Raw genomic sequence first — 26,557 nt, 5'->3', positions numbered from 1 at the left:
TTAGGTGTTAAAAACTTGATTAAAAACTTCAAGTGATTTTGGTTTTTTAAAACTTCCCAAATGTAATTCAAAATAAAGCAATAACATATTTAAAAAAGCTTGTCTTTGACGTGAATTTATTTTTATTAAAGGCAAAGCATCAAATGTTGTGCCTAACAATTGTTTTAGTAGTGTTAAATTTTCACCAGAAATACTATATAAATCACTATATGTTTTTTCAAACTTACCATCTTTCAAATTAAAAAAAGACAAATCTATGTCTTTAATTTCTGGATAAAACCCAAGATGTTTTGTTAATTTTAATAAGAAAAGTAAATGAAAATTAGAATATTCATTATGCATATCTAGCCATTGAAAAGTGGTTTCTAAATACGAGTAAAGTAGTTCATTTTTTTCCTCCTCTTGAAGAGAAGTAGATAGTACTTCTGCTAAAAACATAGCTATCGTACTTTTATAAATCGTTGTGTGTAAACTGGAATAAATGAGATGAGGCTTTACGTCTTTAATATATTGTAAAGAGCGGTTGTCTTGGTAGTTAATTTCAAGTTGTAATTGTGATAGCATTTGAAAGTAAGCCGTTTTTACTTTCCCTTTTTTGTTTTTTAAAACTCCTTTTAATAAAAAACTAACTACACCTAATTGCTCTGTATAACATCTGACTATTAAATCATTATCACTATACTTTATTCTTGATAAAACAATAGCATTAGTTTTTGAAATCATTATCTCACTACCATTACTTTTAAAACTTTAGTTTCTAATGTTTCAAGGTCAGATAACATAACAAGATAAACTCCAGAGGCCACAATGTTATTAGATAAATTTTTTCCATTCCAAAAGGCAGTACCACCATCAATTTCTAAATTATAGCCTTTATATCTGGTATTTGTTCGTGTTTCAGCTTCTGCAACAAGGTTACCTTCAATGTCTGTTATTTTAATATTTACATTTTTAGCAATTCCTCTAATTTTAACTTTGTCTTGATCAATATTAAATTCAGGTCTTACAGGGTTTGGAAAAACATATGCTTCCTCTAGACTATCGGTTGGAGCAGAACCTCCAGGGTTAAATGACAATAACCCTTTATCTGTACCTATATATAAGGTGCCGTCGGAATCTTCTATGGCAATATCGATAATGTTATTTGAAGGTAAAGGTGAGTTATCACTAGTAAAATGAAAAATAGTTTGTTGACCATCTGGGGAAAAGTAAAAAAGTCCAGCGCCTATGGTTGCAATCCATTTATTATTAGAACCATCTACAGCTATACCAGAGATTATTTGTTGCGATAATAATTCTTTAGGAACGTCATCTTCTAAAATGACAATTTCATTGGCACTAAGAGATGGTGCGCTAAAAAAATTCGAAGTATTATACAGGACCCTTAATCCTTTAAATGTTCCAATCCAAAGTTGATTTCTATTATCCATTGCTATTGAAGTAACATACTGATTTGGCATGTTTTGTTCTTCACTATAGAGGCTTCTAATATCATTAATGGTTCCTCCACTTATTGATGTTCCGATAACACCATGCGCGTAAGACCCAATAAACATAGTGCCATCCTGAGCAAATGCAATGTCAGAAAAACCGAAACTTGCACCTGGAGAATCTATAACATCAGACAAATCATAATCTGTCCAAACGCCGTCATCAAATTTATTTAATGCTAAAGTAACCCGAGAATTTAAAACCCAAAGTGCTCCATCTTCATCATATTTACTAAACGGTGTTATGTGAAATGAGCCAGCAAAAGGTATAATTGTACTGTTGTCTTGGTTATAGATTGTAACTGGAAGTTCTAAATTGGTTTCTATTAATCCTGAATAGAAAGATGTCACAAATGTTTGATCTAGGTTAAAAGGGTTTACTGATACATCAGACAAATTCCAAGGTCTAGTAATCGTTGCCGCAATAGTATCATAAGGTGTGTTTATCCATTGCTCGTCTTTAAAATGGCTAATTCCAGTTTTCCTATTAGCGCCTGTTAACCCATAAGAAATAGAATGTCCTCCATAAACTACCCAAACTTGATTCGCATAGACTTCTATTGAAAACACTTCGTTTAATAATGGAGATTCTGGGTGAATCGAGTCATATTCTAAAGGGTTTGTAAATGAAGTTTTTAAAAGACCATAGCCTGGTTTTCCATCAACTAATTCTCCTGTAGTTCCAATAAACACGTCTTCGCTAGGTGTTACTGTACATGATGTAAAAATAGGATCATATTCCTCATTAACCGTAGCATTAAAAATTTGTAGCAAGGTGTTATTATAAATAAACACTTCTTTTTCTGTAGTAACAATTAGTTTATCATTGACATTTCTAATATCAACAGGAGGAAAATCATAAATTTGAAAAACGGAAAAGCTATCATCAACAATTTCATACAGTCTTCTATTAGATCTAATTGCAAATAATCTGTTTTCTATAGATTCGATACCACTCCAATTAGTTATATTACTAATGGTTTCCCATTGTTGGTAATCTATTAGATTTGGGTTAGCGACAAGCGCTTTTCTAACACCTGCATCGGAACTTACAGCGTAAAGTTCTTCATTAAAAATTGTAGTCCCTTTTACTTTTATTTGAGTCCCTAAATCACCTATAAAATAAGTGTCTCCAAATTCTAGATTGTTTAAATCATAAACCGATATTCCATAATCGGTAGAAATATAAACGACATCATTATACTCATTAAAATGATTTATTATTTTGTTTTCAGGAGATATGGTAGGTTTTTCAAAAATATCAATAATTGTTAGCACATCATCATCATCATCAAATACAATTTCCATTAATCCATTTTGGTAACCTATAATCAATAATTCATTATTTGAACTATAATGAATCGCAGAAATGGTTTCTCCAGAAAGTCCGTTAATAGTCGAAATTTTTTCAATTTCATTAGTATTCATATCATAAGTGAAAATAGCATTATCAGCTGCAGCATATATTTTTTCTTCACTTTGAGAAATATCGGCAATATCTAAATATGAAAAATAGCCTTCCCAATCATTAGAAAAATCTTGAGAAAACAAATTGCCAAAATTTAAAAAAAATAATAAAATGTAAACGTATTTATATGAATTCATTTTTAAGTTCTATAATCTAAAATATTATAACCAAAAATAGGTTTTTTTATTATACCTTTAACCATATTTAATGAAGATTAATGCTTTTTAGTAGCCCTTTTTTTTTATTTCTTTTTCTTCCGCTGGTTCTTCTAATTTATTTTTTATCTCCTAAAAAGTTAAAGAATTTTGTCCTGCTACTTTTTAGTTTAGGATTCTATACTTGGGGAGAAAAAGAGTTAGTTATTTTAATTTTATTATCTGCTTTTGTTGATTTTTTCGCAGGAATAATTATCTCTAAAGGGAAACGAAAGTTAGGCTTAACGCTTTCAATTTTATTTAATTTAGGCATTCTATTTTATTTCAAATACTCTAACTTCATTTTTACAAATTTATCCCAACTTTTAGAAGCTTACGATATTAGTTCTGCTAGTGCGCAATATTTTTCAAGCATAATTTTACCATTAGGAATTAGCTTTTATACCTTTCAAACTATGTCATACACTGTTGATGTTTATAGAGGACATGTAAAAGCTAATAGGAATTTTATTGATTTTGCCACTTATGTTACACTGTTTCCTCAATTAATAGCTGGCCCAATAGTGAGATATTCTGAAGTTGAGATTGAATTAAAAAACAGAGAAGTCACTATCAATAAATTTGCTGAAGGTGTAGAGCGCTTTATTATTGGGTTGACTAAAAAAGTCATTATTGCCAATAACTGTGCTTTTTTGGTTGATGGTATTTTTAGCTTACCTGTTGAAGATATTTCTCCATTAATTGGTTGGGTTGGTGTATTTGCCTTTGGTTTTCAAGTATATTTTGATTTTTCGGGATATTCAGATATGGCTATTGGTTTAGGTAAAATGTTTGGATTTAATTTTCCGCAAAATTTTAATTATCCATATATCGCAAAATCTATTCAAGAATTTTGGAGGCGTTGGCATATTACATTATCACGTTGGTTTAAGGATTATTTATACATCTCATTAGGAGGTAACCGAAAAGGCGTATTAAGAACTTATTTAAATCTTTTTGCAGTGTTCTTTTTAATGGGTTTATGGCATGGTGCTAGTTGGAATTATATACTCTGGGGTTGTTATCATGGCCTTTTCATAGTGATTGAAAAGTTAGGATTTAATAAAGTTTTAGAGTCTGTAAATTCTAAAATAAGTTTAATATACACTTTAGTTATTATTAATTTTTCATATCCTATTTTTAGATGCGATACACTTCCTGAAGCTTTTACATACATGAAAAACATGTTTAATTTTTCATCAACAACCAACTATGAGTATTTAAATTTTTATTTAAATAAGGAAATTATTATCACACTAATATTTGCTATAATATTAGCAACTCCTATTCATAAAAAAATAACAAACCATATAAAACACTTAAAAGATTTAAATAAAACTTCAACCTATAATTTATTTGTGAATTTAAAAATAGCGAGCTTATTTATCTTATTATTAGTCGATTATATTTATATTTCAAAAGGCGCTTATAACCCATTTGTATACTTTAAATTTTAATTAATGATATACACTAAAAAAAGATCAACCATTGTCATTATATTGTTTTTAGCTCTATTGCTAATTCCAAACCTTTTGATGTTTACAGATTTAGAAAAAAAGTCTCAGTTTGCCAATTTAACAACGTTCCCAGACCTTAAAAATGAAACTAAAAGAACTGCCTTTACTAAATTGAAAAAATACTATTTAGAACATTATGGTTTAAAATCTTCTTTCGTTGATTTTTATATAAATATCAAATCCAACATTCTTAATGAAGACCCTTTACCCAATAGAGTTGTAAAAGGGAGTGATGATTGGTATTTTTTAGGGAACCATCATAACAATGTTTTAAATAATACTTTTGGAATGCAAACCTACTCGAAAATAGATTTGCATATTATGAGGCAAAACCTTAAAAATCTAAATGATTATTTAACGCATTTAGGAGTGAGCTTCTACTTTGTAGTGGCTCCTAATAAAAGCACCATATATAAAGAGAACCTTCCATTTAACATACAGCAAAAACCTACACCTATCACACAGTTTTTAGCAACTATTAAACCTTCAGATCATATAAAATCTATTGACTTAAGGAGCACGTTACGTGATAAAAAGGAGCAAAACCAATTGTATATTAAAACAGATACTCATTGGAATAGCCATGGTGCTTATTTTGCTTATGAACATATTATGAAGCAGGTGATTAAAGATTATAATCAATTATCTATTATTCCGCTTTCTTATTTTGAGATAAAGAAAGATACCTTTCAAGGCGATATTACTAGAATGATTAACAATTATAACAAAGAAACAATTATAAATTATAATAAACCTGCGAATTCTTCTGTTGAAACCATAGTAAATTCAAATGATTATCACGCTTATAAAAACATAAATAAAGATTTAAAACTTCTTATGTATAGAGACTCTTTTGGTTTTGAATTATTTCCTTTTTTAAACGAGACTTTTAATGAGGTCGTTTATGTAAAATATAATAAGAATATAAGCCAAATAAAGATTGAAAATGAAAATCCTGACATCTTCATTTTAGAAGTCTCAGAACGCAATTTTGATGTTTTATTAAAAGAATTAAGGCTCGCAAAATAGCAAGCCTTAACTTTTAATTATATTTTATTTAATATCTATACGACACCTTGAGCTAACATTGCATCTGCTACTTTTACAAACCCAGCAATGTTTGCACCTTTTACATAATCAATGTATCCATCTTCTTCCTTGCCATAAGTCACACAAGATTCGTGAATATCGTTCATGATTTGATTTAACTTAGCATCAACTTCTTCACGTGTCCAATTGAAACGTAATGAATTTTGACTCATCTCTAATCCTGAAGTTGCAACACCTCCTGCATTTGATGCTTTTCCAGGAGAAAATAACACTTTTGCCTTTTGCAATGCTTCAATAGCTTCTGGGGTTGTAGGCATGTTAGCGCCTTCAGCTACAGCAATCACGTTATTATTTATTAATGAATGTGCTTCATCTACATTAAGTTCATTTTGTGTTGCACATGGTAAAGCAATATCACAATTAACACTCCAAGGTCTTTCGCCTTTATGGAATGTTGCTGAAGCATACTTGTCAACATATTCATTTATTCTTCCTCTTTTTACATTTTTAAGCTCCATAATAAATGCTAATTTTTCAGCATTTATACCATCAGCATCGTGGATATAACCTGATGAATCAGACATCGTTACTACTTTTCCACCTAATTCAGTTGCTTTTTCACATGCATATTGTGCCACATTTCCTGAACCAGAGATAACGACTGTTTTTCCATTAAAAGAATCTCCTCTAGTTGCTAGCATATTTTTAGCGAAATACACACAACCATATCCTGTAGCTTCTGGACGAATTAAAGACCCTCCATAGGTGATTCCTTTACCTGTTAAAACACCAGTAAATTCATTACGTAACCTTTTGTATTGCCCAAACATATAGCCTATTTCACGGCCTCCAACACCAATATCACCAGCAGGAACATCTGTATTTGCACCAATATGACGAAATAATTCAGTCATAAAAGATTGACAGAAGCGCATTACCTCATTGTCACTTTTCCCTTTAGGGTTAAAATCACTTCCTCCTTTTCCTCCACCCATTGGTAGTGTTGTTAATGAATTTTTAAAGACTTGTTCAAAACCTAGAAACTTTAAAATACTCAAGTTTACTGATGGATGGAACCTTAACCCTCCTTTATATGGACCGATAGCAGAATTAAATTCGACTCTAAAAGCTCTATTTACTTGAGTATTCCCTTGATCATCAATCCAAGGCACTCTAAAAATAATAGTACGCTCAGGTTCAACCATACGCTCTAATAGCATTTTATTTTGATATTGAGGGTTTTTCTCAATAAATGGAATTACAGTTTCAGCAACCTCATGAACAGCTTGCATAAATTCTGGTTCGTGATTGTTTTTTTCTTTAACTAAATCTAAAAAAGCTTCTATTTTATTTTTCATTTGAAAAGTATTATACAACAAATTTTTAATAGGCAAATATACATTATCTTTAAAAAAGAATTACTTTTTTTTTGCTTTTAGCAATAGAGATTGAATAATATTTATTAAACTTATCTGTTATTAATAATAAGTAGAGTAATTACCTTTTAACAAATATATTTTCTGTTCTATTCTGTTTTTATATATTTGTTTTTATTAATTTGCTCTAATTTTGAAAAACATACCATGTTCAATTTGAAACAATTAACCATTTTTTTCTTCCTAGCTATTGGGACTCATACGGCTTTTTCTCAACTTGGAATTTCGCATGAAGTAGGTGTTATCGTTGGTCCTGTACAGTTCAGATCAGATTTTGGAGTACGAAATAGCGGAGAAACAAACTTTGGTAATACAGGAATTGGTATAGGATTAATTCATTATATTAATTTTGCATATAGAGCAGATTGTAACTGTTATTCTACAGATACTTTCTTTAATGACCACTTTAAATTACGTAGTGAACTCTCTTATAATAAAACTAAGTTAGATCACTTTGGTGAATTCGTAGTTCCCGACAACAGATTAAGAGCTCATAAAGGTGAAGCTAACAACCTTGATATTGGTATGCAGTTAGAATACTTTCCTTTAAGTATTAGATCATTTCAAGGATTTGCATACAGAGTTGCTCCATTTATTAGTTTAGGTGCACATTATACCTCATTTACACCAAAAGCAAGTACAACTTGGGGAGATCAAAGTATTCAAAATCCAGGTAATTTTTATTATGCGTGGAATGATGAGGCTGTAAACCCTGCTTCTGGAAGTTCTTGGTCAACTGTAGCTAGTATTGGTGCACGTTATAAATTAACCGTTTTATCTGATTTAATGATAGATTTAAGATGGCAATATTACTTTAGCGACTGGATTGATGGTCTAAACCATAACCTGAGTTATAACAAACATAATGATTGGTTAGTCTGGTTAAATTTTGGCTACATCTATTATCTAGATTAAAACAATAACAATAAGATACAAAAAAGCTCAAGTTTTAACTTGAGCTTTTTTGTATCTAGTAGATTTTATATACTACCCTAAGGCTTGTTTTAAATCCGCAATTAAATCATCTTTATCTTCTATACCAACGCTTAAACGAATAAGAGAATCGACAACACCTGTTTTTTCTCGTTCTTCTTTTGGAATACTTGCATGAGTCATACTCGCTGGATGTCCAGAAAGCGATTCTACACCTCCAAGAGATTCTGCTAAAGTGAAGACTTTTAGGTTTTCTACAACTTTAATGGCTTCATCATAATTGTTCCCTTTTGTTGTAAACGAAATCATGCCTCCAAAATCATTCATCTGTGCTTTAGCGATTTCATGATTAGGGTGACTTTCAAAACCAGGCCAATATACTTTTTCTATTTTTGGATGAGATAAAAGATACTCAGCAACAGCTTTACCATTTTCACAATGACGTTGCATTCTCACATGTAAAGTTTTTATTCCACGTAATACTAAAAAGCTATCCTGTGGTCCGCAAACAGCTCCACTAGCATTCTGAATAAAGTATAATTTATCTGCTAAATCTTTATCTTTAACAACTAAAGCTCCCATAACCACATCACTATGTCCGCCTAAGTACTTCGTTGCAGAGTGCATTACAATATCTGCACCTAAATCTAATGGTTGTTGTAAATAAGGTGTCGCAAAAGTATTATCAACAGCTAGCAGCACGTTGTGTTTTTTAGCAATAGCTGCTGTAGTTTTAATATCAATAATATTCATCATTGGGTTAGTTGGTGTTTCAACCCAAATTAATTTAGTATTGGCATTCACATAGCTTTCAATATTAGAAGCGTTCTGCATACCTATAAAATGAAATTTAATCCCAAAGTCTTCAAATATTTTTGTGAATAATCGATAAGTTCCTCCATACAAATCATTGGTTGATATCACCTCATCTCCAGGTTTTAAAAGTTTCACTACAGCATCAATAGCAGCAAGGCCAGACCCAAATGCTAAACCGAAATTGCCATTTTCAATACTTGCAAAAGCATTTTCTAGAGCATTTCTAGTCGGATTATGTGTTCTAGAGTATTCATAGCCTTTATGTCCTCCTGGTGTGCTCTGCGCATATGTTGACGTTTGGTATATAGGAGGCATTACTGAACCATAAGCAGGATCATGCTGTTGACCTCCATGAATTGTTTTCGTGTTAAATTTCATATTTATCATTTATTTATAACAAAAATAACTTTTAATTCGTTGTATTCAAACGGAAACAATATCTTTAATCTATGTTTAACTTTTAACCCTTTTTTCTGTTGAAATTAATTCGTTTACTTATTTGTCTGGTACTTGTTTCTTCTTGTAAAAAAGAAACCCGTTCTCTTCAGTTTTCAGAAATTAATATTTTAAAAAGTACTGCTACTATTGTTGAAATAAACATCCCTAAAGCACAAGGTGAATCACAAGTATCAAAAACTATCAATGCAACACTTAATGATTTTGTGTGTAGTGCATTACATCTAGATGCTTCAAGAGAAAAACAAACAACTTTAGATTCAAGTATTGAAGATTTTAACGCATCTTTCTCTAATTTTAATACTTTAATTTCTACAGAATTAGAAGGCGAATTGCCTGTTTGGGAAGCTTTGATTGAAGGAGAGTTAATCTATAACAATGAAAACATTGCCTGTGTAGCAATGAATTCTAGCATAAATACTGGCGCGGCTAATAGTGCCATGGTTTTTCAATTTTTTAACTTCAATCCAAAAACAGGAGCACTTTATTCTACAGAAGACTTAGTAAATGATATCTCAGGTTTTACAGATTTAGTAAAAAAGTATTACAACAAAGAGGTTCGCTCTTCCTTTATTGATGCTGAAGCACTTTTAAATAACGACACCTTTAAATTACCCAAAACTTTAGGCTTTAGTGATGAAGGCGTTATTATCTTATATGATAATTTTGAGATTAATACTTTTGAAAAAGAAATAATAGAATTTGCAATTCCTTTTGAAGTTGCAAATGAATACCTCAACATCTAGTTTATAAATACAACCACGTTTTCTGTTTTTAATTTAATGCTAAAAAAATTATTTGAAGATTATTCTTTTAGCAAAAAACAATTATTTCCCAATTAAATGGACGTAATTTGTAGCGTAAACGTTTCAATATGCAAAAAGTATACTACCTAAAAACATGTAGCACATGTAGCCGTATTTTAAAGGAATTAAATCTACCTTCTAGTTTTGTATTACAAGATATTAAGACTGAAGAAATTACTGTAAAGCAACTTGAACAAATGAAAAGTTTATCTGGAAGTTATGAAGCCCTTTTTAGTAAACGCTCTCAGTTGTACAAGAAAATGGACTTGAAAAATCAAGTGTTAACTGAAAAAGATTACAAACATTATATTTTACATCATTATACATTTTTAAGTCGTCCTGTTTTTATTATTAACAATTCTATTTTTATAGGAAATTCAAAAGCAAATGTTGACGCTGTAAAACAAGCCTTAAATGAATAGTAGAACTTTTGCTTTACTTGCCGTTTTTTTAGTGCAGTTACTCTATGGCTTAAACTATACCTTTGCTAAGTTTGTAATGAATGGCGGTTATATAAAACCCTTTGGCTTAGTGCTTTTACGCATTTTAGGAGCGACTATACTATTCTGGATCTTAGATGCTTTTATGCCTAAAGAAAAAATTGATAAAAAAGATTTTAAAACCTTTTTTTTAGCGGCAGTTTTTGGCGTTGTAACCAACATGTTGCTGTTTTTAAAAGGTCTAGAACTTACAACGCCTATACATGCTTCTGTAATAATGATTACGACGCCTATTATTATCCTCGTGTTTTCTGCTATTTTTTTAAAAGAAAAAATTACAGGATTAAAAATTGCAGGTATATTATTGGGTTTTGCTGGAGCAATACTACTTTCGGTTTATGGCAAATCATCACGAGAAGGAGATGATGTGCTGTTAGGAAATATAATGGTTTTTATAAATGCTGTTTCTTATAGCCTCTATATCATAATCATTAAGAAATTAACCGAAAAATATCATCCCTTTACCTTTATAAAATGGTTGTTTTTGTTTGGGTTTTTTATGGTTATTCCTTTTGCTTATTCAGATATACAAGACATAAAACTAGAAAGTTTTACTCCATATGTTTATTTTTCTATAGCATTTATAGTCATTGGTGCAACGTTTTTTACCTATTTGCTAAACCCTTTGGCTTTAAAAAAATTAAAAGCATCAACCGTAGGTACTTTTATTTATTTACAACCAGTCATTGCAGGTGTTTTTGCTTTAGTTATGGGAGTAGATACTATTAATACTATAAAAATAGTGGCCATGTTACTTATATTTTCAGGAGTGTATTTAGTGAGTAAAACACCTCAATTAAAGAACTAAATTTTTAGGTGTTTTCCCTTTTTCTCTAGTGTCTTCTTTCGTTAAAACTTTATAACCTTCAGCTTTTGGAAATGCTTCTGCTATTACTAATAACGCTTTAGGTAATACCGTTAATTTACGCGCTTTAAAATCAATCCAAGCTCCAAGCATTTCGCAATGCGCTATGTTTTCTCCTTTAGAGTTATAGAAGTTATGATCAAATTTAAAAAACATACCATCTTCGCTTAAACCTGAAACCTCTAAACTCACTGTAATTGGCTGCCCTAAAAAGGCTTCTTTAAAATAATACATGTGTTCATAAAAAACAACAGGACTAATATTATACTCTCGAAGCGATTTCATACTAAACCCTTTCTCGATAAAGAAGGCCATCCTTGTATGGCTCATAAAATTAGTATAAGCACTATTAGCTAAATGAGCATTAGCATCTACATCACTCCAGCGAATTTCAAATTGTTTTGTGTACATCTTGTAAATTTTAGAACTACAAATCTACAAATCTACAAAATATATTATGCGCGCATAATATAAAATACTATTTTCTAAACCTTTAGTTTTAGTTACCTTTGTACTTCTAAAAACTATTTTATGATTCATTCTATGACAGGTTATGGTAAATCTGTATTACAGTTACCAACTAAAAAAATTACAATAGAAATTAAGTCACTTAACAGTAAAAACCTGGATTTGAATGCGAGAATGCCTTCTATTTATAGAGGTAAAGAGTTGAGCTTACGAAAACTTATTGGAAAACAATTAGAGAGAGGCAAAATAGATTTTTCTATTTATGTTGAAATGACTGGTGAAGACACAACAACACAACTCAATAAGCCAGTAGTAAAGCAATATATCAAACAACTTCGAGAAGTTGTAAATGGGGATGAAACTGAACTTTTAAAAATGGCTGTTCGCTTTCCTGATGCTTTAAATACTGAACGAGATGATATTGACGATGATGAATGGAAGACGATTTTAAATGAAATAAAATCGGCATTAAGTAAAATTGATACTTACCGATTAGACGAAGGAAAAGTCCTTGAATCTGATTTTAGAAACCGAATCGATTCTATAGATCAATTACTTGAACAAGTTATTACTATGGATCCTGAGCGTATTGAAGGTGTACGTGAGCGTTTGCGCAAAGGTATTGACGAATTAAAAGAAAAAGTAGATGAAAATCGTTTTGAGCAAGAACTCATCTATTACATAGAGAAGTTTGATATCACAGAAGAAAAAGTGCGCTTAAAAAACCATTTAGAGTATTTTATTTCTGCTTTAGATTCTAAAGATTCTAATGGAAAAAAGTTAGGGTTTATCTCTCAAGAAATTGGGCGCGAGATTAACACCATTGGCTCTAAAAGCAACTATGCTCCAATGCAGAAATTAGTAGTTCAAATGAAAGATGAACTAGAAAAAATAAAGGAACAATTATTAAACGTTTTATAGTCAATAATAAGTCTTTAAAAACTATTCACAAAAAACAATCTAGTGACTAAACAAAACAAAAATAACGGAAAATTAATTGTTTTTTCTGCACCTTCAGGTTCTGGCAAAACGACTATTGTAAGGCATTTATTAAAGCAAGAAATACTTAATTTAGAGTTCTCTATCTCAGCAACATCAAGAGAAAAACGTGGTGAAGAAATTGATGGTAAAGACTACTATTTTTTATCTATTGAAGCTTTTAAAAATAAAATTAAAAAGGATGAATTTCTAGAATGGGAGGAAGTTTATCGCGATAATTTTTATGGCACTTTAAAAACTGAAGTTGAACGCATCTGGAAGCTAGGGAAACATGTTATTTTTGATATTGACGTGTCTGGTGGTTTACGTATTAAACGAAAATTTCCAGAAGAAACACTAGCAGTGTTTGTAAAACCACCTAGTATTGATGAATTAAAAATTCGTTTAAAGAAGCGTAAAACTGAAACTCCAGGTAAAATAAACATGCGCATTGCAAAAGCTTCGGCTGAATTAGCCACAGCACCTTTATTTGATGTGGTTATTGAAAATGACAATTTAGATAAGGCATTAAAAGAAGCTGAAACATTAGTTGATGCTTTTGTAAACCCTAAAAAAAAAGAAGCTTAAAAATGAAAGTTGGATTGTATTTTGGCTCCTTTAATCCTATTCATATTGGTCATTTAGTGATTGCTAATCACATGGCAGAGTATAGTGATTTGGATCAAATATGGTTTGTGGTCACACCTCACAATCCGTTTAAAAAGAAAAGCTCATTGCTAGAAGACTATCAACGCTTAGAAATGGTGTATCGTGCTACCAAAGATTATGATACACTTCAACCTAGTGCTATTGAATTTAAATTACCGCAACCTAATTACACGATAAACACCCTCACTTATTTACAAGAAAAGCATCCTGATTATGCGTTTAGCTTGATTATGGGAGAAGATAATTTGAAGAGTTTTCATAAATGGAAAAACTATGAATTGATTTTACAAAATCATGAGCTTTATGTGTATCCACGATTATCTGAAGGTAAAATAAATACACCATTTGATGCTCATAAAAAGATTCATCATGTTGATGCTCCAATTATGCAATTGTCTTCTACTTTTATAAGAAAAGCAATAAAAGAAGGTAAGAATATTAAACCAATGCTACCTGAGTATGTTTGGGAATATTTGGATGAAATGAATTTTTATAAGTAACTTTTACTGTTATAATGTCAAAATATTGACCAACTTAATAAATCTTTAATATCTTATTTTTACAAATAAAAAAAATCAATAATATAATTAAAGATATGAGCTAAGAGTTTGTTTCTAATATTTTTTTATTTAAACTGTTTTCGTGAACCAACTACATAATTTATTATGAAAAATATAATTACTTTTCTTATTCTTACCGCTTTTATGTTTTCATGTAATTATAAGCCTGTTTTAAAATTTGATTTTGATAAAGATTTAAATCAGCCTCATATAAAAAAATTATTATCTCATAAGCTAATTGAGTTAAATGAAAATGAAGGAATAAATAATTCGAATGCCATTAAAGTTTCATATGTAGGTTATGAAAAGGGAAGCAGAATAGTTGCCCGTATTTTTGAATTACCTGAAGGCCTAGAGGAAGCCACCTTAAATTTTTCGGTTAAATTCTCAAAAGATTTTAAGTTTGTAAAGAGTGGTAAAATTCATGGGTTAATACCTAATAATAAAATTGTTGGTGGCAAAAAAATGCAAGATGATGGTTGGAGTGTAAGAGCTACATTTAAAGAAAAAGGAGAAATTGCATCCTATATCTATTATCAAAACAAGCCTAATAAATGGGGAGACGGTATAACTTCATCTAATACGGTTTTTACTCGAGGAGAATATAATGATGTTGCAATTTATGTTAAACTAAACAAGCCTGTTAATTCTAAAAATGGTCGTTGTGAAATATGGGTAGATGGGATACTACAAGTATCTCAAGAATTAATTCAATATAGAAGTGCTGCAGAAGATAGTTCGTTAATAACACATTTTTATTTTGACACATTTCATGGAGGTCATACCCCTGATTATTCTCCAAAAAATGAAAAAGGAGAATATACTACTGAATATGCATGGTTTGATAATTTTGAAATATATAAGGGAAAATATATTAAAGCTTTGAAACAATAAAATAGTTGCCCAAAGTATAAAAATAAAAAGGCTGCCTTAAAAGACAGCCTTTTCAAATTACATAAGTAGTTTCTATTAGTCTAAAGCAGGTATGCGTAATACTTGTCCTGGATAAATTTTATCTGGATCTGTAAGCATTGGTTTATTCGCTTCAAAAATGACAGGGTATTTCATTGCATTGCCGTAAAATGTTTTTGCAATTTTACCTAAAGTGTCACCACTTACAACAGTATGAAATTGTGCTTCAGGCTCAACGTGCTCTACAGTCATTTGATCATCTACAGTAGCAATTCCTTCGCTATTACCAACAACTAATATAACTTTTTCTCTAGTGGCTTGGTCGTAAGCCATTCCAGAAATAGTAGCTGCATCATCGTCAATAAATATGTTTAAACCTTCTACTTGTAATTGTAAATCTGCAACTGTAGTTTCTAATCTACGAGCTACTAATGCTTCTTCTTTAAGCTCTTCTGCGCTAGCTTCTGCTGCTTTCTCGGCATCGGTTTTTCCGATTCCGAAAATCTTTGCTCCTGCGTTTTTAATAAATGAAAATAATCCCATGTGTGTTTGTTGTTTTAAGGGTTAATGTTATGTCTTTGTAAATTTCAATAAAAATATACTGAAATCCAATTAATGTTAACAATTAGTGTACCAAAGTTAGCTATACTTATTTAGACACAATTCCTTTTAAAAAGTCACATGTTTTTATAAAAAAACTGCTTAAAGATTTCTCCTTAAACAGTTTTTTAATTAACTAACCAACCAAAGTTTTTATAATGTGCGCGTACTTGTACGCGTATTTTCTTTTTTAGCAGAACGTTGAACACGTTTTTTATCTGCACTCGTTTTAGATTTATCTATAGTTGTTCCCGTTTTTAAATACTGAATGTAACCTCTTCCTTTAAATTCGTATAAAGTTCCTGACGCATTGTGAAACAATTCTATCGTGTTGTCATTTATAACGCTTAATTCAAAAAATTCATTGTCAAAGTAATCATAATCTAATGTTAAAGTTTTTTGGTACATGTTTCCGCTTACATCTCCAATACCATAAACACCTGTGTAATCCCAATACAAATAGTCTGGGTGAGTTCCTATTAGGTCTTGTGAGCTTCTAAAGGTATCGCCTGTTCCGCCAGCTAAAAACTGTAAAAAGTTTTCATTATCAAATTCATTTAAAGCACCATAGTCACTCGTGTATGTTTTTTCCCAAGCTTCATATTCTTGCATGAAATAATGAATATTATCATAAAACACGTAATCATAATCGAAAGTTGAGCGTTGGAAACCATGTAAAAAGTAGGATGTATTATTATAAGGGTTATACAATTCTATAGTATTATAATCTATTTGATAGACATCAAAAGTTTCATAACCGTCAATATCATGGCTTACATCTAATATCATATCATAAGCATCATAATATCCAACTGAGATTCCAAAACCTCCTCCTTGACTCCCAATTCCGACAAGGTTATTGTTGGCGTATAAAACACCTCCTCTAAATGAAACAGTAAATGCCGTTTGTAAAAAACGTGTTTCGCCATAACCAATAGTTTGATTAATATCGACATACCATAATTCATAAGACCCTAATAATTGATTTAATGAAATTGTTGGTGTTGGTTCATTATAGTCTACAATAACATCTTCATGATAACATGAGGTAAATAATAATGCTACTAAAGCAAATCCTGAAAGTAATTTTGTCGTTTTCATAATCTTCCGTTTTATTGATTAATACTTTTAAACATTCAAAACACATGCCAAAAACACATTTGCTTGATTTTCAGATATTTAATATGATTTATATTTTATGTATTTTTGATATTCTATTTAGAATTGATTTATGAACAAACCGTTAAAATATGCTGTTTTTGGAAGTGGAAGTTGGGCAACTGCTATAGTAAAAATGTTATGTGAAAATCAGCAAGAAGTGGGTTGGTATATGCGAAGCGTTTATATTAAAGAGCACTTAATAAAAGAGCAGCATAACCCAAGCTATTTAAGCTCTGTAGAATTTCATTTAGAACAGCTCAAACTTAGCAACGATATAAATGAAATGGCGGCTTATGCAGATGTGCTTATTTTTGTAATCCCATCTGCTTTTATCCATGCTGAGTTAGAAAAACTCACTACAAATATTAACGATAAAATTATTGTTTCGGCAGTGAAAGGTATTATTCCTGAGACTGGATTATTAGTTGGTGAGCATTTTCATGATAATTATAAAATTCCTTTTGAAAACATTGCTGTCATTGCTGGACCTTGTCATGCTGAAGAAGTCGCTTTAGAACGCTTGTCTTATCTTACCATTTCGTGTGCAGATGCCGAAAAAGCGCAAGCCATTGCTGATGCCTTATCGAGCGATTATATCCGAACGAAAATAAGCGATGATATTATTGGAACTGAATATGCTGTAATGCTTAAAAACATTTATGCGATTGCTGCTGGAATTGCTCACGGTTTGGGTTATGGTGACAACTTTCAGAGTGTGCTTATGAGTAATGCCATTCGTGAAATGAAACGCTTTATAAAAAAAATGCACAAGATGAAGCGCAATATTAATAACTCAGCCTATTTAGGTGATTTATTAGTTACGGGCTATTCTGTTTTTTCTAGAAACAGGATGTTTGGAAATATGATTGGTAAAGGCTATACTGTTAAATCTGCGCAAATGGAAATGAATATGGTTGCTGAAGGTTATTATGCAACAAAATCAGCACATTTACTCAACGAAAAAAACAAAAAGAAAACACGTTTGCCTATTATAAATGCAGTTTATGATATTTTGTATGAAGGTAAAGACGCTAAAAAAGTGTTTAAAAAATTAACCGAGAATTTAGATTAATATTTAGTAAATAACCACCATCATTAATGTTTTTTAACTCAAAGAAACAAGGTAGAATTTTCATCAGTTATAGGCGATCTGATACGCAAGGCTATGCTGGACGATTATCTGATTCTTTGGGTGATTATTTTGGAGAAAATAGAGTGTTTCGCGACATTGAAGATATTAAAGGTGGTTCGGAATATGCTAAAGATATAGAAAGTCAAGTCAGTACTGCTGATGCCGTTATTGTGCTGATTGGCCCTCAGTGGCTAACAACTGCTGATTCTGATGGTAATAGACGAATTGACAATCCAAATGATTGGGTCGCTCAAGAAATTGTTATGGCAATGGAGCATGGTATTCGTATTTTTCCAGTATTAATTGAAGGCACAGTACTTCCTAGAGCAGAAGAATTACCTGAAAAATTAGCACCTATTTTGAATTATAATGCCATTACTATTTCTGATAGTAAATGGGACGCTGATATTTTAGCATTAGGAAAAATTATTTCGTTTGACATTCCTACAACTAATGAAAGAATATTATTTTGGGTTCAAGCGCTAATCTATAGTTTACTTAGTATTTCTCTAATTATTTCTGCTGCAACTGTAGCAAAGTCGGCAATAAATATACCTAGTGATTATGATCCTGAAGTCTATAAATTAATTGCTCGACCTATTGCAGCGATTCCTTTTTATGTGATAATAAGTGCTTTAATTATCTTATCTCTCATTTTGCGCTTAATCGCAAAAGAAAAGCAAAAATATATTATTTACAGTATCGTTACTGGAGTTGTTGGTTCTGCTTTTTTCTTTTTTGGATTTGTTTTTATTAGAGAACAAAGCACGATAATGGAACAATCTATGTTTATCTTTTTTGGTTCTGTTTTAGTTTCCACATTAATGTTACTCTTTTTAGGATTGTCGGGTTTTAAGCCTAAATAAGATTAAAAACACTAATTTATTTAACCAAAACACCTTTAGCGTCCATTAATGGAATCGTTTGCAAGGCTTTAAGATTAATTGTATTTTTTCTAAAGAGATATGTTTTATCAAACATGTTGTTGCCTTCAAAAAAAGTAACTTTAAAGGTGTTGTTTAGTGCAAATAATTCTTCTTGCATTAATTCGATTTTCGCATAACTCTTTTTAGGAAGACGTTCTAGTTTTTTTCTAAATGTTGACGTTATTTTATCTTGAGAATATCCACTAGTCACAATAAGCACCATGTCTAAATCGACTGCTTTATCGTTAATAATATATGCATTCCAATCTTGAGTTTTATAGATGTCGTTATATTCTTTAACAATCGCAATATAAACACCTTCTACTTTAGGGATTTTAATATCTTTTTTCAAAACTATAAGGCCGACTTAAATTGCTCTAAGAAACGGACATCGTTTTCGCTTAATAAGCGAATATCACTAATTTGATTAAGCAGCATTGCTATTCGATCTATTCCCATTCCAAAAGCAAATCCTGAGTATTCAGAAGCATCTATACCACAGTTTTCTAATACGTTTGGATCGACCATACCACAACCCATAATTTCTAACCAACCTGTACCTTTAGTGATTCGGTAATCTGTTTCGGTTTCTAATCCCCAATACACATCAACTTCAGCGCTTGGCTCGGTAAATGGAAAATAGGAAGGACGTAAACGAATTTTACTTTTCCCAAACATTTCTGTAGTAAAATATTGTAGTGTTTGTTTTAAATCGGCAAAACTCACGTCTTTGTCAATATATAATCCTTCTACTTGATGAAAAAAACAATGCGCTCTTGAAGAAATAGCTTCGTTTCTATATACACGTCCTGGTGAAATTGTACGTATTGGAGGCTGGTTATTTTCCATATAACGAACTTGTACAGAACTGGTATGTGTTCGCAATAAAATATCTGGATTTGTTTGAATAAAGAACGTGTCTTGCATATCACGTGCAGGATGATATTCTGGTAAATTTAATGCGGTAAAATTATGCCAATCATCTTCAATTTCTGGGCCTTCACTAACATTAAAACCAATGCGCGAAAAAATATCTGTTATTTGATTTTTAACGATTGATATTGGATGTCGAGCACCTATTTCGATTGGTTCGCTTGGACGCGATAAGTCGCCATAAACACCTTTTGCTTCCTCTTGATTTTCAAAGGCTTCTTTTAAGGCGTTGACTTTATTTTCGGCTGTGTTCTTGAGCTGATTAATGATTTGACCAAACTCTTTCTTCTGATCATTAGCCACATTTTTTAGTTCGCCATAGAACTCTTTTAGTAAGCCTTTAGATCCTAAATATTTTATACGAAATGCCTCAACCTCTTCCTTAGATTGTGCTTTAAAATTATCTGCTTCAGCGATAAGCTCTTTTATCTTGTCTATCATGATGTCCTTAAAATGATTGCAAATTTACTATTTTTTACGTGAATTGCGTTAGCGATTGTAATGGAAATCCTTTTTATTAAGATTCTTGCAAGGCAAGATATCTTATTATAAAAAGATTGTATTGGAAAGCGCGACCCTTTGGGTAACGCCCAAAAACTAATCGATATATTCTGTTTCTACAAAATAGCTAACAATGGCTTCTTTCATTAAAATACTTTGCTCTCCTGGTTTTAAATTTGGCAACTCTTCTTTTGCAATATAATGTGGCCAACCATCTTCATCTACAAAGTCAAATTCATAGTATCCATAAGGCATAAGGAGTTTACAAATCGCGATATGCATGAGGTCTAACTTATGATCTTTCTTAAATTTTCGGTCTAACTGACCAAGTTCTTGCAGACCTATGAGGTAAATAATAGCATCTAAATCTAGTGTGTCGCCATCTGCAAATTGATCGGATAGTTTTTTAACTACCAGATTCCAACGTTCTTTTAATTCTTGATCTCTTGACATTAAATTAGGATAAATTATTTTTGGGTTCTTGATAAATCATGGAACTGAACTCAACATAAGTATACAATAAATACCTGCGAATATTAGTTTCATTAATTTAAAGTTGCAAAGTTAACTTATATTTACAGAAATATTATTACACATGAGTATTTTAGATATTATTTTAAGTGTCTTCCTCCTTTTTGGTTTGGTTCGTGGTTTTATGAAAGGTCTTTTTGTTGAAGTTGCTTCGCTTGTCGCTTTAGTAGCTGGTGTTTATGGCGCAATTCATTTTAGTAATTTTGCGGCAGAAATTTTAGAAAGTAAAGTAAGCTGGGAAGAAGATTACATAAATATTGTAGCCTTTGCAATTACTTTTGTTGTGATTATTTTGGTGATTTCTTTAGCTGGAAAAGCCTTAACAAAGCTTGCTGATTTTGCCGCTTTAGGTATTATTAATAAATTTTTAGGTGGTGTTTTTGGCGCTTTAAAAATAGGGTTAATTTTAAGCATTATCCTAGTTGTTTTTAGTCGAATGAACAGCACGATTCCTTTTGTAGGCGAAGACGATTTAAAGGATTCTATATTGTATGAACCTGTAAAATCTTTAGCTCCAATGATTTTTCCTAGTATTATTAAAGCCGAAGACAATTCTGAGGATTCTGAAAATTAATAACAATCCGTTTGAATTTGACCTTGATTTTTAAAGGTGCTTAATGACTGTTGACCTTCTTGTTTGCAGATATCATTTAAGGTTTGCAATACTTCTTTTTGCATTAATAACGAACCGCAAATCAGAATAACACCTTTATTTTTAAGTGTTTCTGCAATAAATTTAGCGTCATGTTTTATCAGGTGTTGTACATACGTTTTTTTACCTTCTTGAGAGAAAGCAAGCTGCATATTAGACAAGTGTTTGGTTTGTAAATTTTCTTTTAAAATATCCTGATATAGCTCTAAAGATGCTTTTTGACGCAAGCCATAATATAAATGGGTTTCAACATGTTTTTTATTCTGCTGAATCATGCCTAAAAAAGGTGCGATTCCTGTTCCGTTTGCAATCATAATGACGCGAGGCGCTTTCTTAGGAAAATGAAAAGCTGCGTTATTAATAATCCTCGCTTTAAAGGTTTGACCTAACTGAAAATTATAAAGAAAATTTGAGCCTAATCCGTTTTCATAATGCTTTACACTTAACTGAATATGGCCATTAACTTTTCCGATAGAATATAAGCGTTCTCGATAATCATTTTTAGGATAGATTGCTAGTAAATCGCCCGAAGTAAAGCGTTTTGCATTTTTAGTTTTTAAGGTTATAGTAAATGTTTGATCTGGATGGTCGCTTAATTGTGTTTTAGACACCACAGAAAGCGTATTGGTTAATTTTGGTTTTAAAGCTAATTTGTCTTTAGGAATATCTAATGGCAGCTGTGTTGTCTTTATCCACTCTTGAAAAGCTTCAACCGATTTGTCATTAATGGTGAACACTGGTAGTTTTTGTTGAAAATGATGTTGCATTGCCTGATCGACATCAAAAGCAAATTGACAAAAATTTGGATAGGCAAAAGATCCAAAACCAACAACAGAAAACGACACCTTTGGGTTTTGTTCGGTTGTTTTTAATAGTTCTAAAAACCTATTTGCATTCGTTGGTGCTTCGCCTTCACCATAAGTCGAGGTTAGGACGAATAAGTGCTCTACCTTATTAAAAGTCGTATAGTTATTAAGTTCTGTAATGTAAACTCTTTTACCAGCTTTCAGTAATTGTTCGTAAAGTGTATTAGCAAAAGGTAAAGTACTTCCATTTTCTGAGCCAACTAGAATTACATATTGACAAGAGTCTTTTTTGTACTTGTTTTTTAGTTTGGATTGACGTCGTTTTAAAGTCATCGCAAAACCTGAATAGATAAAAAACAGAATGTTAACACAAGCAATGGCTAAAATAACAGACCAAAGTATGCTGCCTTTTCCTGTATGTAAATTCAGACTTAGGTTAGAAAAGAATTTGACTAGTGGATACTTTATTTCACTTAAAATAGTTCCTGTGAATTGATTCACGATAACTTCTCTATCTTTTAGTTTTAAGGTGAAATAATCTTCAACATCATTTGAGAAAGGGAACTCTATTGATTTTACTTCGGAAAGTTTAGTGTTTTTAAAAAGTTTAAAATCTTGAATGTCTTGTTTTGGAGTGGCTAAAACTGTTTCAAAATTTATATGATGAGTTGCCTTAAATTCTGGCAACATATTAAACCGAAGTAAAGACAAATACACTCCAGTAACTGTAATGATTATGATTGGAATAAGTGACAAACGTCCTAAAACCACATGCCAATATTGCTTGAAGTTTTCATTGACAATTGTTGAAAAAAACTTTTTAAAGCCACCTTGTCTCTTTAAGATTAAAACAGTACCTGAAACTGCAATTAGGCATAATAAAAGTGAACACAAACCCACGAAAAAGCGTCCAATACCTTTTAAAAATAAGGAACGATGTAAATTGGTCGTCCATTGAAAAAATTTAGAAGACTCGATTTTATCACCAAGATACAGGCCAGTTTTAGGGTTAATATAACCGTTTAAACTTTTCCCTTCATTCGTCATGACTGAAGCTAAAACAAATTGATTAGCATCAACTTCAAGAGTTATAACTTCAGGATAAGTGTCTTGTAAAACCTGAAGTGTTTCAGCAAGCGTAACCTCATTAAACTCTTCGCTATGATAAGGCTGAATTTGTTCTGAGATTGGCTCAAAAGCTAAAACAATTCCAGTAATAGAAGCTAAAAGTATAAAAACAAAAGAAGATAAAGCCAAAGCAAGGTGGCTATATCTCCAGATGGAAATGGTCATAATTTTTATGTTTTAGACTAGTTTGGCATCATACGCACATAACGAATAAAACCTTTGCCTTCTTTTTTGCTCTTTACATTTTCTGATGTTAAAGGAAATTCAACATCTTGAGCATAATATTCTTGATCTTCAACAGCTGTTTCAAAACGAATACTGTATCCAGAATCAATTTTAGAATCTTCAATATCTATAACACTTATTTGACGTTCACCTCCAGAAATTGTCGCGCCAGTAATGGCATCAATGTCAGTATGCTTTTTTCCGTAGAAAGTCCACCATTCAGAAATATCATGATACCATTCGTCATCATCACCTTGGACATATAATGTTTTTTCGTAGTGACCTTCAGGATTGATTAACGAAATAACAACATAAGCACCTTCACCTGTGTAATTTGTCATTTGAATCATACACTTGTATTTTGTAGAATCTGCAAAAGGTTTAAAAGATAACAGTGCAAAAAGTATAAGACCGACGGTTAATATTGATTTTAATTTCATCATAAATAATTTTACTTTAAAAAGTCGATTGAGACATTATTTTCTTTTAAAACTTCATTTTCTGAAGCTAAATCGTAAACCGTTTCTTCAAATTCTGTAAGCGCCTTTTTATCAGCTCCAATAGACATTAAGTACTTTAAAATATCTGTGTTTTTAGCTGTCATTGCGGCTTTATGTAATGGTGAAATGCCTTCATTATTTTCAGCATTTACATCAACATTAAACGTATTTACCCATTTTAATAACTCTAAATTATTCTTATCTAATGCTAAATGAAATAAGGTGTTTCCGTCTTTTTGAGCTTTGGTAATATCTAAGCCTTGTTTTTGTAACAACTCTAATTTCATCTTAAAATCTTCGATATCTTTAAAGTTGTATGAATTAATAAGATAATAGGTTAAATTATTTCCATTGGCATCAATAACCGAAATGTCTGCATTGTTTTCAAATAAAAATTGAACCATTTCAGACGAGTTATTCGCTGTCGCTAAAGCCAAAGCCGATTCGCCTTTTTTGTTCACTGCATTAATATCTTTTACATGGCTAAATAGCAAACGAATGACTTCTAGATTGTTTCTACTAGCAGCATTTAAAAACGCAGAGTTACCATCGTTATCGATTTGATTGACATCTGCATTTTTATCAATAAAATAAGTGATAAGTTCTAAATTTTTACTTCTAGCAGCTAAAACGTGAAGCGGTGTTTCTCCTTTTGTTGTGGTTGTATTAGGGTTTAAACCTAAGCTTTCTAAATAGTTATAAACATCAAGTCCGTTGGTTTTACCTCGTGTACCATAGGCAGCAAACATAAACGCTTGATCATTTCCTTTTACTCCCTTTTTTAACAGTGAATTTAGCAACTCAATATTTCCAGTTCTAGCTACGTAATTGAAAATTCCGTTATTATTCGCATCAACGCTATTAATATCTAAACCTTTTGATGTGAAATAGTCAATAAGTTTAAAATTGACATCATAAGGTGCTGCAAGTAATAAAGCGTTAGCACCATCGGGATTGACATCGTTTTTAAGGTCTGCGCCATTTGCAATACAAAGATCATAAACCTTCGTGTTTTGCTGTCCAGTTGACGCTGCAAAGTTTAGGATCGTATTGCCTTTATCGTCGGTTAAATCGGTTTTAGCCCCATTTTTTAGCAGGTATTCCATCATTTCAATATTGCCTTTGTATGCTGCCCAAAAAATATAGGTTCTCCCATCATGTGTTAGCTTGTTAACCTCATTCCCTTTTTTAGATTGGATATATTGAATCGTTTTATGATCAACATTTTGCAAAAGCGCATAAACAACAGCATCAAAATTATTGCTGTTTGCTTGGGCAATATTATGGCCTTCATTGATTTTAGCTTCAATGTCTTTAATGGTTGGATTTGCAGTCCAAAAATCGCGTTTCAAAAACACATTATCTTGAGCAAAACCCTGAAAACTAAGAGCTAAAACTATAAGTACTAAAAGTGGTTTTAAAGCCTTCATATTATTTAACAAATGATTCAATTAATGGATTAATAGCTTCACTAGTTTCAAATCCTTCTTTAGCAAATAAATATTTATATAACAGTTTATTCTCTACTTTTTCTGCCAATACTAAATCTTTATTTCTAGCAAAAACTTCATTCCATTTAGCTCGTACCAAAGCCCATTTTTCTTGGTTTTCTTTCCAATAATCTTGAGCAGCTTTACATCTACTATCTTCTACTTTAATGTAAGTATTTAGCCCTTTCTCTTGAGCCAGAACAACATCATCTTTACCATCTTCTCTGATTACTTTATCATTATCTTGGTCGTGAATCCAACCTTGAGGAGTAATCTCTTGTCTATTCGTTCTAACGGTTACGTTATAATCACTTCGTTTTGTATATTCTCGTCTTGGTAAAGGCGCAGAAGTCGTGTTTTCCCAATAGCTTTTTCCATCAACATGGACCCAAGAAGAAGTGCCTTCATAACGTGGACTATCATCTACCTGAAATACTTTTTGTGTCCATTGACCTATAACTTCAGCTTTAGGCAGGCTTAAAAAACGCCATTTATTATCGTGATCGTAAGTATATAAATTAGTGTTTTCATATTCCCAATCTTGTCTCCAGTGTTTTACAATATGAGGACTATCAGGCTTCCCAACGATTAATAAATGTTGCATTGAGATTTTGTTAGTATGGTCTTCAACTAACTGAACCCATTCTAAACCTTTGTCATGTTTTGTTTTAGATGGTATGTAAGTAGAGTCGTTAGAATACTGAAAAGTTTCAGCAAAATTAAATGATACTTCATAACAACCACACATGCTTTTTATAGCGTTTTGGTCTAATTCCTTTTTGTTTTGTGCATTTAATGTGACAGTAAATACTACTAATAATAGAGCTAATCGTTTCATTTTAAAAGTGTTCTTT

At 31.4% G+C, this 26,557-nt stretch carries 27 protein-coding genes; 13 read left to right on the top strand and 14 right to left on the bottom strand.

Annotated features, from left to right (window positions below):
* Positions 1 to 723 carry a DNA repair protein RecO gene (gene recO / locus ACFS5M_RS03265; RefSeq protein WP_183485695.1) on the bottom strand — a complete coding sequence of 241 codons (723 nt, stop codon included), beginning with the start codon at positions 721 to 723 and terminating at the stop codon, positions 1 to 3.
* Positions 723 to 3,095: a type IX secretion system anionic LPS delivery protein PorZ gene (porZ, locus tag ACFS5M_RS03260; RefSeq protein ID WP_183485691.1), complete on the bottom strand. Its 2,373-nt coding sequence runs from the start codon at positions 3,093 to 3,095 to the stop codon at positions 723 to 725. Before porZ ends, recO begins: the two co-directional genes overlap by 1 nt.
* 473 nt (positions 3,096 to 3,568) lie before the next feature.
* On the opposite strand from porZ, the gene ACFS5M_RS03255 reads away from it, so the two are divergent.
* Together ACFS5M_RS03255 and ACFS5M_RS03250 are read left to right on the top strand one after the other, a co-directional pair.
* The gene (locus ACFS5M_RS03255; RefSeq protein ID WP_379897852.1) at positions 3,569 to 4,609 is read left to right on the top strand and encodes an MBOAT family O-acyltransferase; all 1,041 of its coding nucleotides are present in this window, start codon (positions 3,569 to 3,571) and stop codon (positions 4,607 to 4,609) included.
* 3 nt (positions 4,610 to 4,612) lie between these two features.
* Positions 4,613 to 5,698 carry a DHHW family protein gene (locus tag ACFS5M_RS03250; RefSeq protein WP_183485685.1) on the top strand — a complete coding sequence of 362 codons (1,086 nt, stop codon included), beginning with the start codon at positions 4,613 to 4,615 and terminating at the stop codon, positions 5,696 to 5,698.
* A gap of 35 nt (positions 5,699 to 5,733) precedes the next feature.
* On the opposite strand, the gene gdhA is transcribed toward ACFS5M_RS03250, so the two are convergent.
* Positions 5,734 to 7,077: an NADP-specific glutamate dehydrogenase gene (gdhA, locus tag ACFS5M_RS03245; protein WP_183485682.1), complete on the bottom strand. Its 1,344-nt coding sequence runs from the start codon at positions 7,075 to 7,077 to the stop codon at positions 5,734 to 5,736.
* Between the two features lie 225 nt (positions 7,078 to 7,302).
* Between gdhA and ACFS5M_RS03240 the strand changes: the two genes are divergently transcribed.
* The gene (locus ACFS5M_RS03240) at positions 7,303 to 8,070 is read left to right on the top strand and encodes a THC0290_0291 family protein (RefSeq protein WP_183485679.1); all 768 of its coding nucleotides are present in this window, start codon (positions 7,303 to 7,305) and stop codon (positions 8,068 to 8,070) included.
* Between the two features lie 72 nt (positions 8,071 to 8,142).
* Here the strand turns inward: ACFS5M_RS03240 and ACFS5M_RS03235 are convergent, their stop codons facing one another.
* Complete coding sequence (locus ACFS5M_RS03235) at positions 8,143 to 9,282, bottom strand: cystathionine gamma-synthase (protein WP_183485676.1); 1,140 nt, start codon at positions 9,280 to 9,282, stop codon at positions 8,143 to 8,145.
* Between the two features lie 98 nt (positions 9,283 to 9,380).
* On the opposite strand from ACFS5M_RS03235, the gene ACFS5M_RS03230 reads away from it, so the two are divergent.
* From ACFS5M_RS03230 to ACFS5M_RS03220, 3 genes are all read left to right on the top strand, one after another.
* On the top strand, positions 9,381 to 10,106 hold the full coding sequence (locus ACFS5M_RS03230) for a DUF4163 domain-containing protein (protein WP_183485674.1): 726 nt from the start codon (positions 9,381 to 9,383) through the stop codon (positions 10,104 to 10,106).
* Between the two features lie 128 nt (positions 10,107 to 10,234).
* Positions 10,235 to 10,588 (top strand): arsenate reductase family protein, encoded by a 354-nt coding sequence (locus tag ACFS5M_RS03225; RefSeq protein ID WP_183485671.1) that lies wholly within the window; start codon positions 10,235 to 10,237, stop codon positions 10,586 to 10,588.
* The gene (locus tag ACFS5M_RS03220; RefSeq protein ID WP_183485668.1) at positions 10,581 to 11,474 is read left to right on the top strand and encodes a DMT family transporter; all 894 of its coding nucleotides are present in this window, start codon (positions 10,581 to 10,583) and stop codon (positions 11,472 to 11,474) included. Before ACFS5M_RS03225 ends, ACFS5M_RS03220 begins: the two co-directional genes overlap by 8 nt.
* Here the strand turns inward: ACFS5M_RS03220 and ACFS5M_RS03215 are convergent.
* Positions 11,463 to 11,942, bottom strand: coding sequence for an acyl-CoA thioesterase (locus tag ACFS5M_RS03215; protein ID WP_183485665.1), 480 nt, complete (start codon positions 11,940 to 11,942; stop codon positions 11,463 to 11,465). The two genes, ACFS5M_RS03220 and ACFS5M_RS03215, sit on opposite strands and share 12 nt — an antisense overlap.
* A 120-nt stretch (positions 11,943 to 12,062) precedes the next feature.
* Between ACFS5M_RS03215 and ACFS5M_RS03210 the strand changes: the two genes are divergently transcribed.
* From ACFS5M_RS03210 to ACFS5M_RS03195, 4 genes are all read left to right on the top strand, one after another.
* Positions 12,063 to 12,920: a YicC/YloC family endoribonuclease gene (locus ACFS5M_RS03210; RefSeq protein WP_183485662.1), complete on the top strand. Its 858-nt coding sequence runs from the start codon at positions 12,063 to 12,065 to the stop codon at positions 12,918 to 12,920.
* 42 nt (positions 12,921 to 12,962) lie between these two features.
* Positions 12,963 to 13,565 (top strand): guanylate kinase, encoded by a 603-nt coding sequence (gene gmk, locus ACFS5M_RS03205; protein WP_183485658.1) that lies wholly within the window; start codon positions 12,963 to 12,965, stop codon positions 13,563 to 13,565.
* Positions 13,566 to 13,567: 2 nt separating this feature from the next.
* Complete coding sequence (nadD, locus tag ACFS5M_RS03200) at positions 13,568 to 14,146, top strand: nicotinate (nicotinamide) nucleotide adenylyltransferase (protein WP_183485655.1); 579 nt, start codon at positions 13,568 to 13,570, stop codon at positions 14,144 to 14,146.
* Between the two features lie 165 nt (positions 14,147 to 14,311).
* A complete protein-coding gene (locus tag ACFS5M_RS03195) occupies positions 14,312 to 15,100 on the top strand; it encodes a polysaccharide lyase (RefSeq protein WP_183485652.1) in 789 nt (262 codons plus the stop codon).
* 75 nt (positions 15,101 to 15,175) lie between these two features.
* Here ACFS5M_RS03195 and lysM read toward each other — a convergent pair whose 3' ends face one another.
* Together lysM and ACFS5M_RS03185 are read right to left on the bottom strand one after the other, a co-directional pair.
* A complete protein-coding gene (lysM, locus tag ACFS5M_RS03190) occupies positions 15,176 to 15,661 on the bottom strand; it encodes a peptidoglycan-binding protein LysM (RefSeq protein ID WP_183485649.1) in 486 nt (161 codons plus the stop codon).
* A gap of 210 nt (positions 15,662 to 15,871) precedes the next feature.
* Positions 15,872 to 16,819 (bottom strand): nicotinic acid mononucleotide adenyltransferase, encoded by a 948-nt coding sequence (locus ACFS5M_RS03185; RefSeq protein ID WP_183485646.1) that lies wholly within the window; start codon positions 16,817 to 16,819, stop codon positions 15,872 to 15,874.
* Between the two features lie 130 nt (positions 16,820 to 16,949).
* On the opposite strand from ACFS5M_RS03185, the gene ACFS5M_RS03180 reads away from it, so the two are divergent.
* Both ACFS5M_RS03180 and ACFS5M_RS03175 read left to right on the top strand, forming a co-directional pair.
* Positions 16,950 to 17,951 carry an NAD(P)H-dependent glycerol-3-phosphate dehydrogenase gene (locus ACFS5M_RS03180; protein ID WP_183485645.1) on the top strand — a complete coding sequence of 334 codons (1,002 nt, stop codon included), beginning with the start codon at positions 16,950 to 16,952 and terminating at the stop codon, positions 17,949 to 17,951.
* Between the two features lie 26 nt (positions 17,952 to 17,977).
* Positions 17,978 to 18,877, top strand: a complete 900-nt coding sequence (locus tag ACFS5M_RS03175) for a toll/interleukin-1 receptor domain-containing protein (RefSeq protein ID WP_183485642.1) — start codon at positions 17,978 to 17,980, stop codon at positions 18,875 to 18,877.
* 16 nt (positions 18,878 to 18,893) lie between these two features.
* Here ACFS5M_RS03175 and ACFS5M_RS03170 read toward each other — a convergent pair whose 3' ends face one another.
* The 3 genes from ACFS5M_RS03170 to ACFS5M_RS03160 form a co-directional block, all read right to left on the bottom strand.
* Positions 18,894 to 19,289: a hypothetical protein gene (locus ACFS5M_RS03170; RefSeq protein WP_183485639.1), complete on the bottom strand. Its 396-nt coding sequence runs from the start codon at positions 19,287 to 19,289 to the stop codon at positions 18,894 to 18,896.
* A 2-nt stretch (positions 19,290 to 19,291) separates the two neighbouring features.
* Positions 19,292 to 20,311 carry a phenylalanine--tRNA ligase subunit alpha gene (gene pheS / locus ACFS5M_RS03165; RefSeq protein WP_183485636.1) on the bottom strand — a complete coding sequence of 340 codons (1,020 nt, stop codon included), beginning with the start codon at positions 20,309 to 20,311 and terminating at the stop codon, positions 19,292 to 19,294.
* 156 nt (positions 20,312 to 20,467) lie between these two features.
* On the bottom strand, positions 20,468 to 20,824 hold the full coding sequence (locus ACFS5M_RS03160; RefSeq protein WP_183485633.1) for a hypothetical protein: 357 nt from the start codon (positions 20,822 to 20,824) through the stop codon (positions 20,468 to 20,470).
* A gap of 142 nt (positions 20,825 to 20,966) precedes the next feature.
* Here ACFS5M_RS03160 and ACFS5M_RS03155 point away from each other — a divergent pair, with 142 nt between their 5' ends.
* Positions 20,967 to 21,476, top strand: a complete 510-nt coding sequence (locus ACFS5M_RS03155; RefSeq protein WP_183485630.1) for a CvpA family protein — start codon at positions 20,967 to 20,969, stop codon at positions 21,474 to 21,476.
* Here the strand turns inward: ACFS5M_RS03155 and ACFS5M_RS03150 are convergent.
* Genes ACFS5M_RS03150 through ACFS5M_RS03135 form a run of 4 tightly spaced genes read right to left on the bottom strand, consistent with a single transcriptional unit; the run spans position 21,473 to position 26,541 of the window.
* Positions 21,473 to 23,653, bottom strand: a complete 2,181-nt coding sequence (locus ACFS5M_RS03150) for a PepSY domain-containing protein (protein ID WP_183485627.1) — start codon at positions 23,651 to 23,653, stop codon at positions 21,473 to 21,475. The genes ACFS5M_RS03155 and ACFS5M_RS03150 overlap by 4 nt on opposite strands.
* A gap of 17 nt (positions 23,654 to 23,670) precedes the next feature.
* Positions 23,671 to 24,156 (bottom strand): DUF2271 domain-containing protein, encoded by a 486-nt coding sequence (locus tag ACFS5M_RS03145; RefSeq protein ID WP_379897838.1) that lies wholly within the window; start codon positions 24,154 to 24,156, stop codon positions 23,671 to 23,673.
* Between the two features lie 8 nt (positions 24,157 to 24,164).
* The gene (locus ACFS5M_RS03140; protein ID WP_183485625.1) at positions 24,165 to 25,643 is read right to left on the bottom strand and encodes an ankyrin repeat domain-containing protein; all 1,479 of its coding nucleotides are present in this window, start codon (positions 25,641 to 25,643) and stop codon (positions 24,165 to 24,167) included.
* A gap of 1 nt (position 25,644) precedes the next feature.
* Positions 25,645 to 26,541, bottom strand: a complete 897-nt coding sequence (locus tag ACFS5M_RS03135; RefSeq protein ID WP_183485622.1) for a DUF6607 family protein — start codon at positions 26,539 to 26,541, stop codon at positions 25,645 to 25,647.
* Between the last annotated feature and the right edge of the window lie 16 nt (positions 26,542 to 26,557).

Origin of the sequence: Lacinutrix iliipiscaria (genome assembly GCF_042686125.1) — a bacterium.
GTDB lineage: Bacteria > Bacteroidota > Bacteroidia > Flavobacteriales > Flavobacteriaceae > Oceanihabitans > Oceanihabitans iliipiscarium.
Note: the sequence above shows the minus strand (reverse complement) of the source record. Positions and strands in the feature narration are given on the sequence as shown.

Bases quoted from the DNA above. Each gene is read 5' to 3' on its own strand.
- ACFS5M_RS03185 (WP_183485646.1), bottom strand. From the start codon at position 16,819: ATGAAAACGACAAAATTACTTTCAGGATTTGCTTTAGTAGCATTATTA.
- ACFS5M_RS03150 (WP_183485627.1), bottom strand. From the start codon at position 23,653: ATGACCATTTCCATCTGGAGATATAGCCACCTTGCTTTGGCTTTATCT.
- ACFS5M_RS03195 (WP_183485652.1), top strand. From the start codon at position 14,312: ATGAAAAATATAATTACTTTTCTTATTCTTACCGCTTTTATGTTTTCA.
- ACFS5M_RS03160 (WP_183485633.1), bottom strand. From the start codon at position 20,824: ATGTCAAGAGATCAAGAATTAAAAGAACGTTGGAATCTGGTAGTTAAA.
- ACFS5M_RS03240 (WP_183485679.1), top strand. From the start codon at position 7,303: ATGTTCAATTTGAAACAATTAACCATTTTTTTCTTCCTAGCTATTGGG.
- ACFS5M_RS03140 (WP_183485625.1), bottom strand. From the start codon at position 25,643: ATGAAGGCTTTAAAACCACTTTTAGTACTTATAGTTTTAGCTCTTAGT.
- ACFS5M_RS03220 (WP_183485668.1), top strand. From the start codon at position 10,581: ATGAATAGTAGAACTTTTGCTTTACTTGCCGTTTTTTTAGTGCAGTTA.
- ACFS5M_RS03180 (WP_183485645.1), top strand. From the start codon at position 16,950: ATGAACAAACCGTTAAAATATGCTGTTTTTGGAAGTGGAAGTTGGGCA.
- ACFS5M_RS03210 (WP_183485662.1), top strand. From the start codon at position 12,063: ATGATTCATTCTATGACAGGTTATGGTAAATCTGTATTACAGTTACCA.
- ACFS5M_RS03255 (WP_379897852.1), top strand. From the start codon at position 3,569: ATGTCATACACTGTTGATGTTTATAGAGGACATGTAAAAGCTAATAGG.
- porZ (WP_183485691.1), bottom strand. From the start codon at position 3,095: ATGAATTCATATAAATACGTTTACATTTTATTATTTTTTTTAAATTTT.
- ACFS5M_RS03215 (WP_183485665.1), bottom strand. From the start codon at position 11,942: ATGTACACAAAACAATTTGAAATTCGCTGGAGTGATGTAGATGCTAAT.
- ACFS5M_RS03250 (WP_183485685.1), top strand. From the start codon at position 4,613: ATGATATACACTAAAAAAAGATCAACCATTGTCATTATATTGTTTTTA.
- recO (WP_183485695.1), bottom strand. From the start codon at position 723: ATGATTTCAAAAACTAATGCTATTGTTTTATCAAGAATAAAGTATAGT.
- ACFS5M_RS03145 (WP_379897838.1), bottom strand. From the start codon at position 24,156: ATGATGAAATTAAAATCAATATTAACCGTCGGTCTTATACTTTTTGCA.
- lysM (WP_183485649.1), bottom strand. From the start codon at position 15,661: ATGGGATTATTTTCATTTATTAAAAACGCAGGAGCAAAGATTTTCGGA.
- ACFS5M_RS03155 (WP_183485630.1), top strand. From the start codon at position 20,967: ATGAGTATTTTAGATATTATTTTAAGTGTCTTCCTCCTTTTTGGTTTG.
- ACFS5M_RS03175 (WP_183485642.1), top strand. From the start codon at position 17,978: ATGTTTTTTAACTCAAAGAAACAAGGTAGAATTTTCATCAGTTATAGG.
- nadD (WP_183485655.1), top strand. From the start codon at position 13,568: ATGAAAGTTGGATTGTATTTTGGCTCCTTTAATCCTATTCATATTGGT.
- ACFS5M_RS03235 (WP_183485676.1), bottom strand. From the start codon at position 9,282: ATGAAATTTAACACGAAAACAATTCATGGAGGTCAACAGCATGATCCT.
- gdhA (WP_183485682.1), bottom strand. From the start codon at position 7,077: ATGAAAAATAAAATAGAAGCTTTTTTAGATTTAGTTAAAGAAAAAAAC.
- ACFS5M_RS03135 (WP_183485622.1), bottom strand. From the start codon at position 26,541: ATGAAACGATTAGCTCTATTATTAGTAGTATTTACTGTCACATTAAAT.
- pheS (WP_183485636.1), bottom strand. From the start codon at position 20,311: ATGATAGACAAGATAAAAGAGCTTATCGCTGAAGCAGATAATTTTAAA.
- ACFS5M_RS03225 (WP_183485671.1), top strand. From the start codon at position 10,235: ATGCAAAAAGTATACTACCTAAAAACATGTAGCACATGTAGCCGTATT.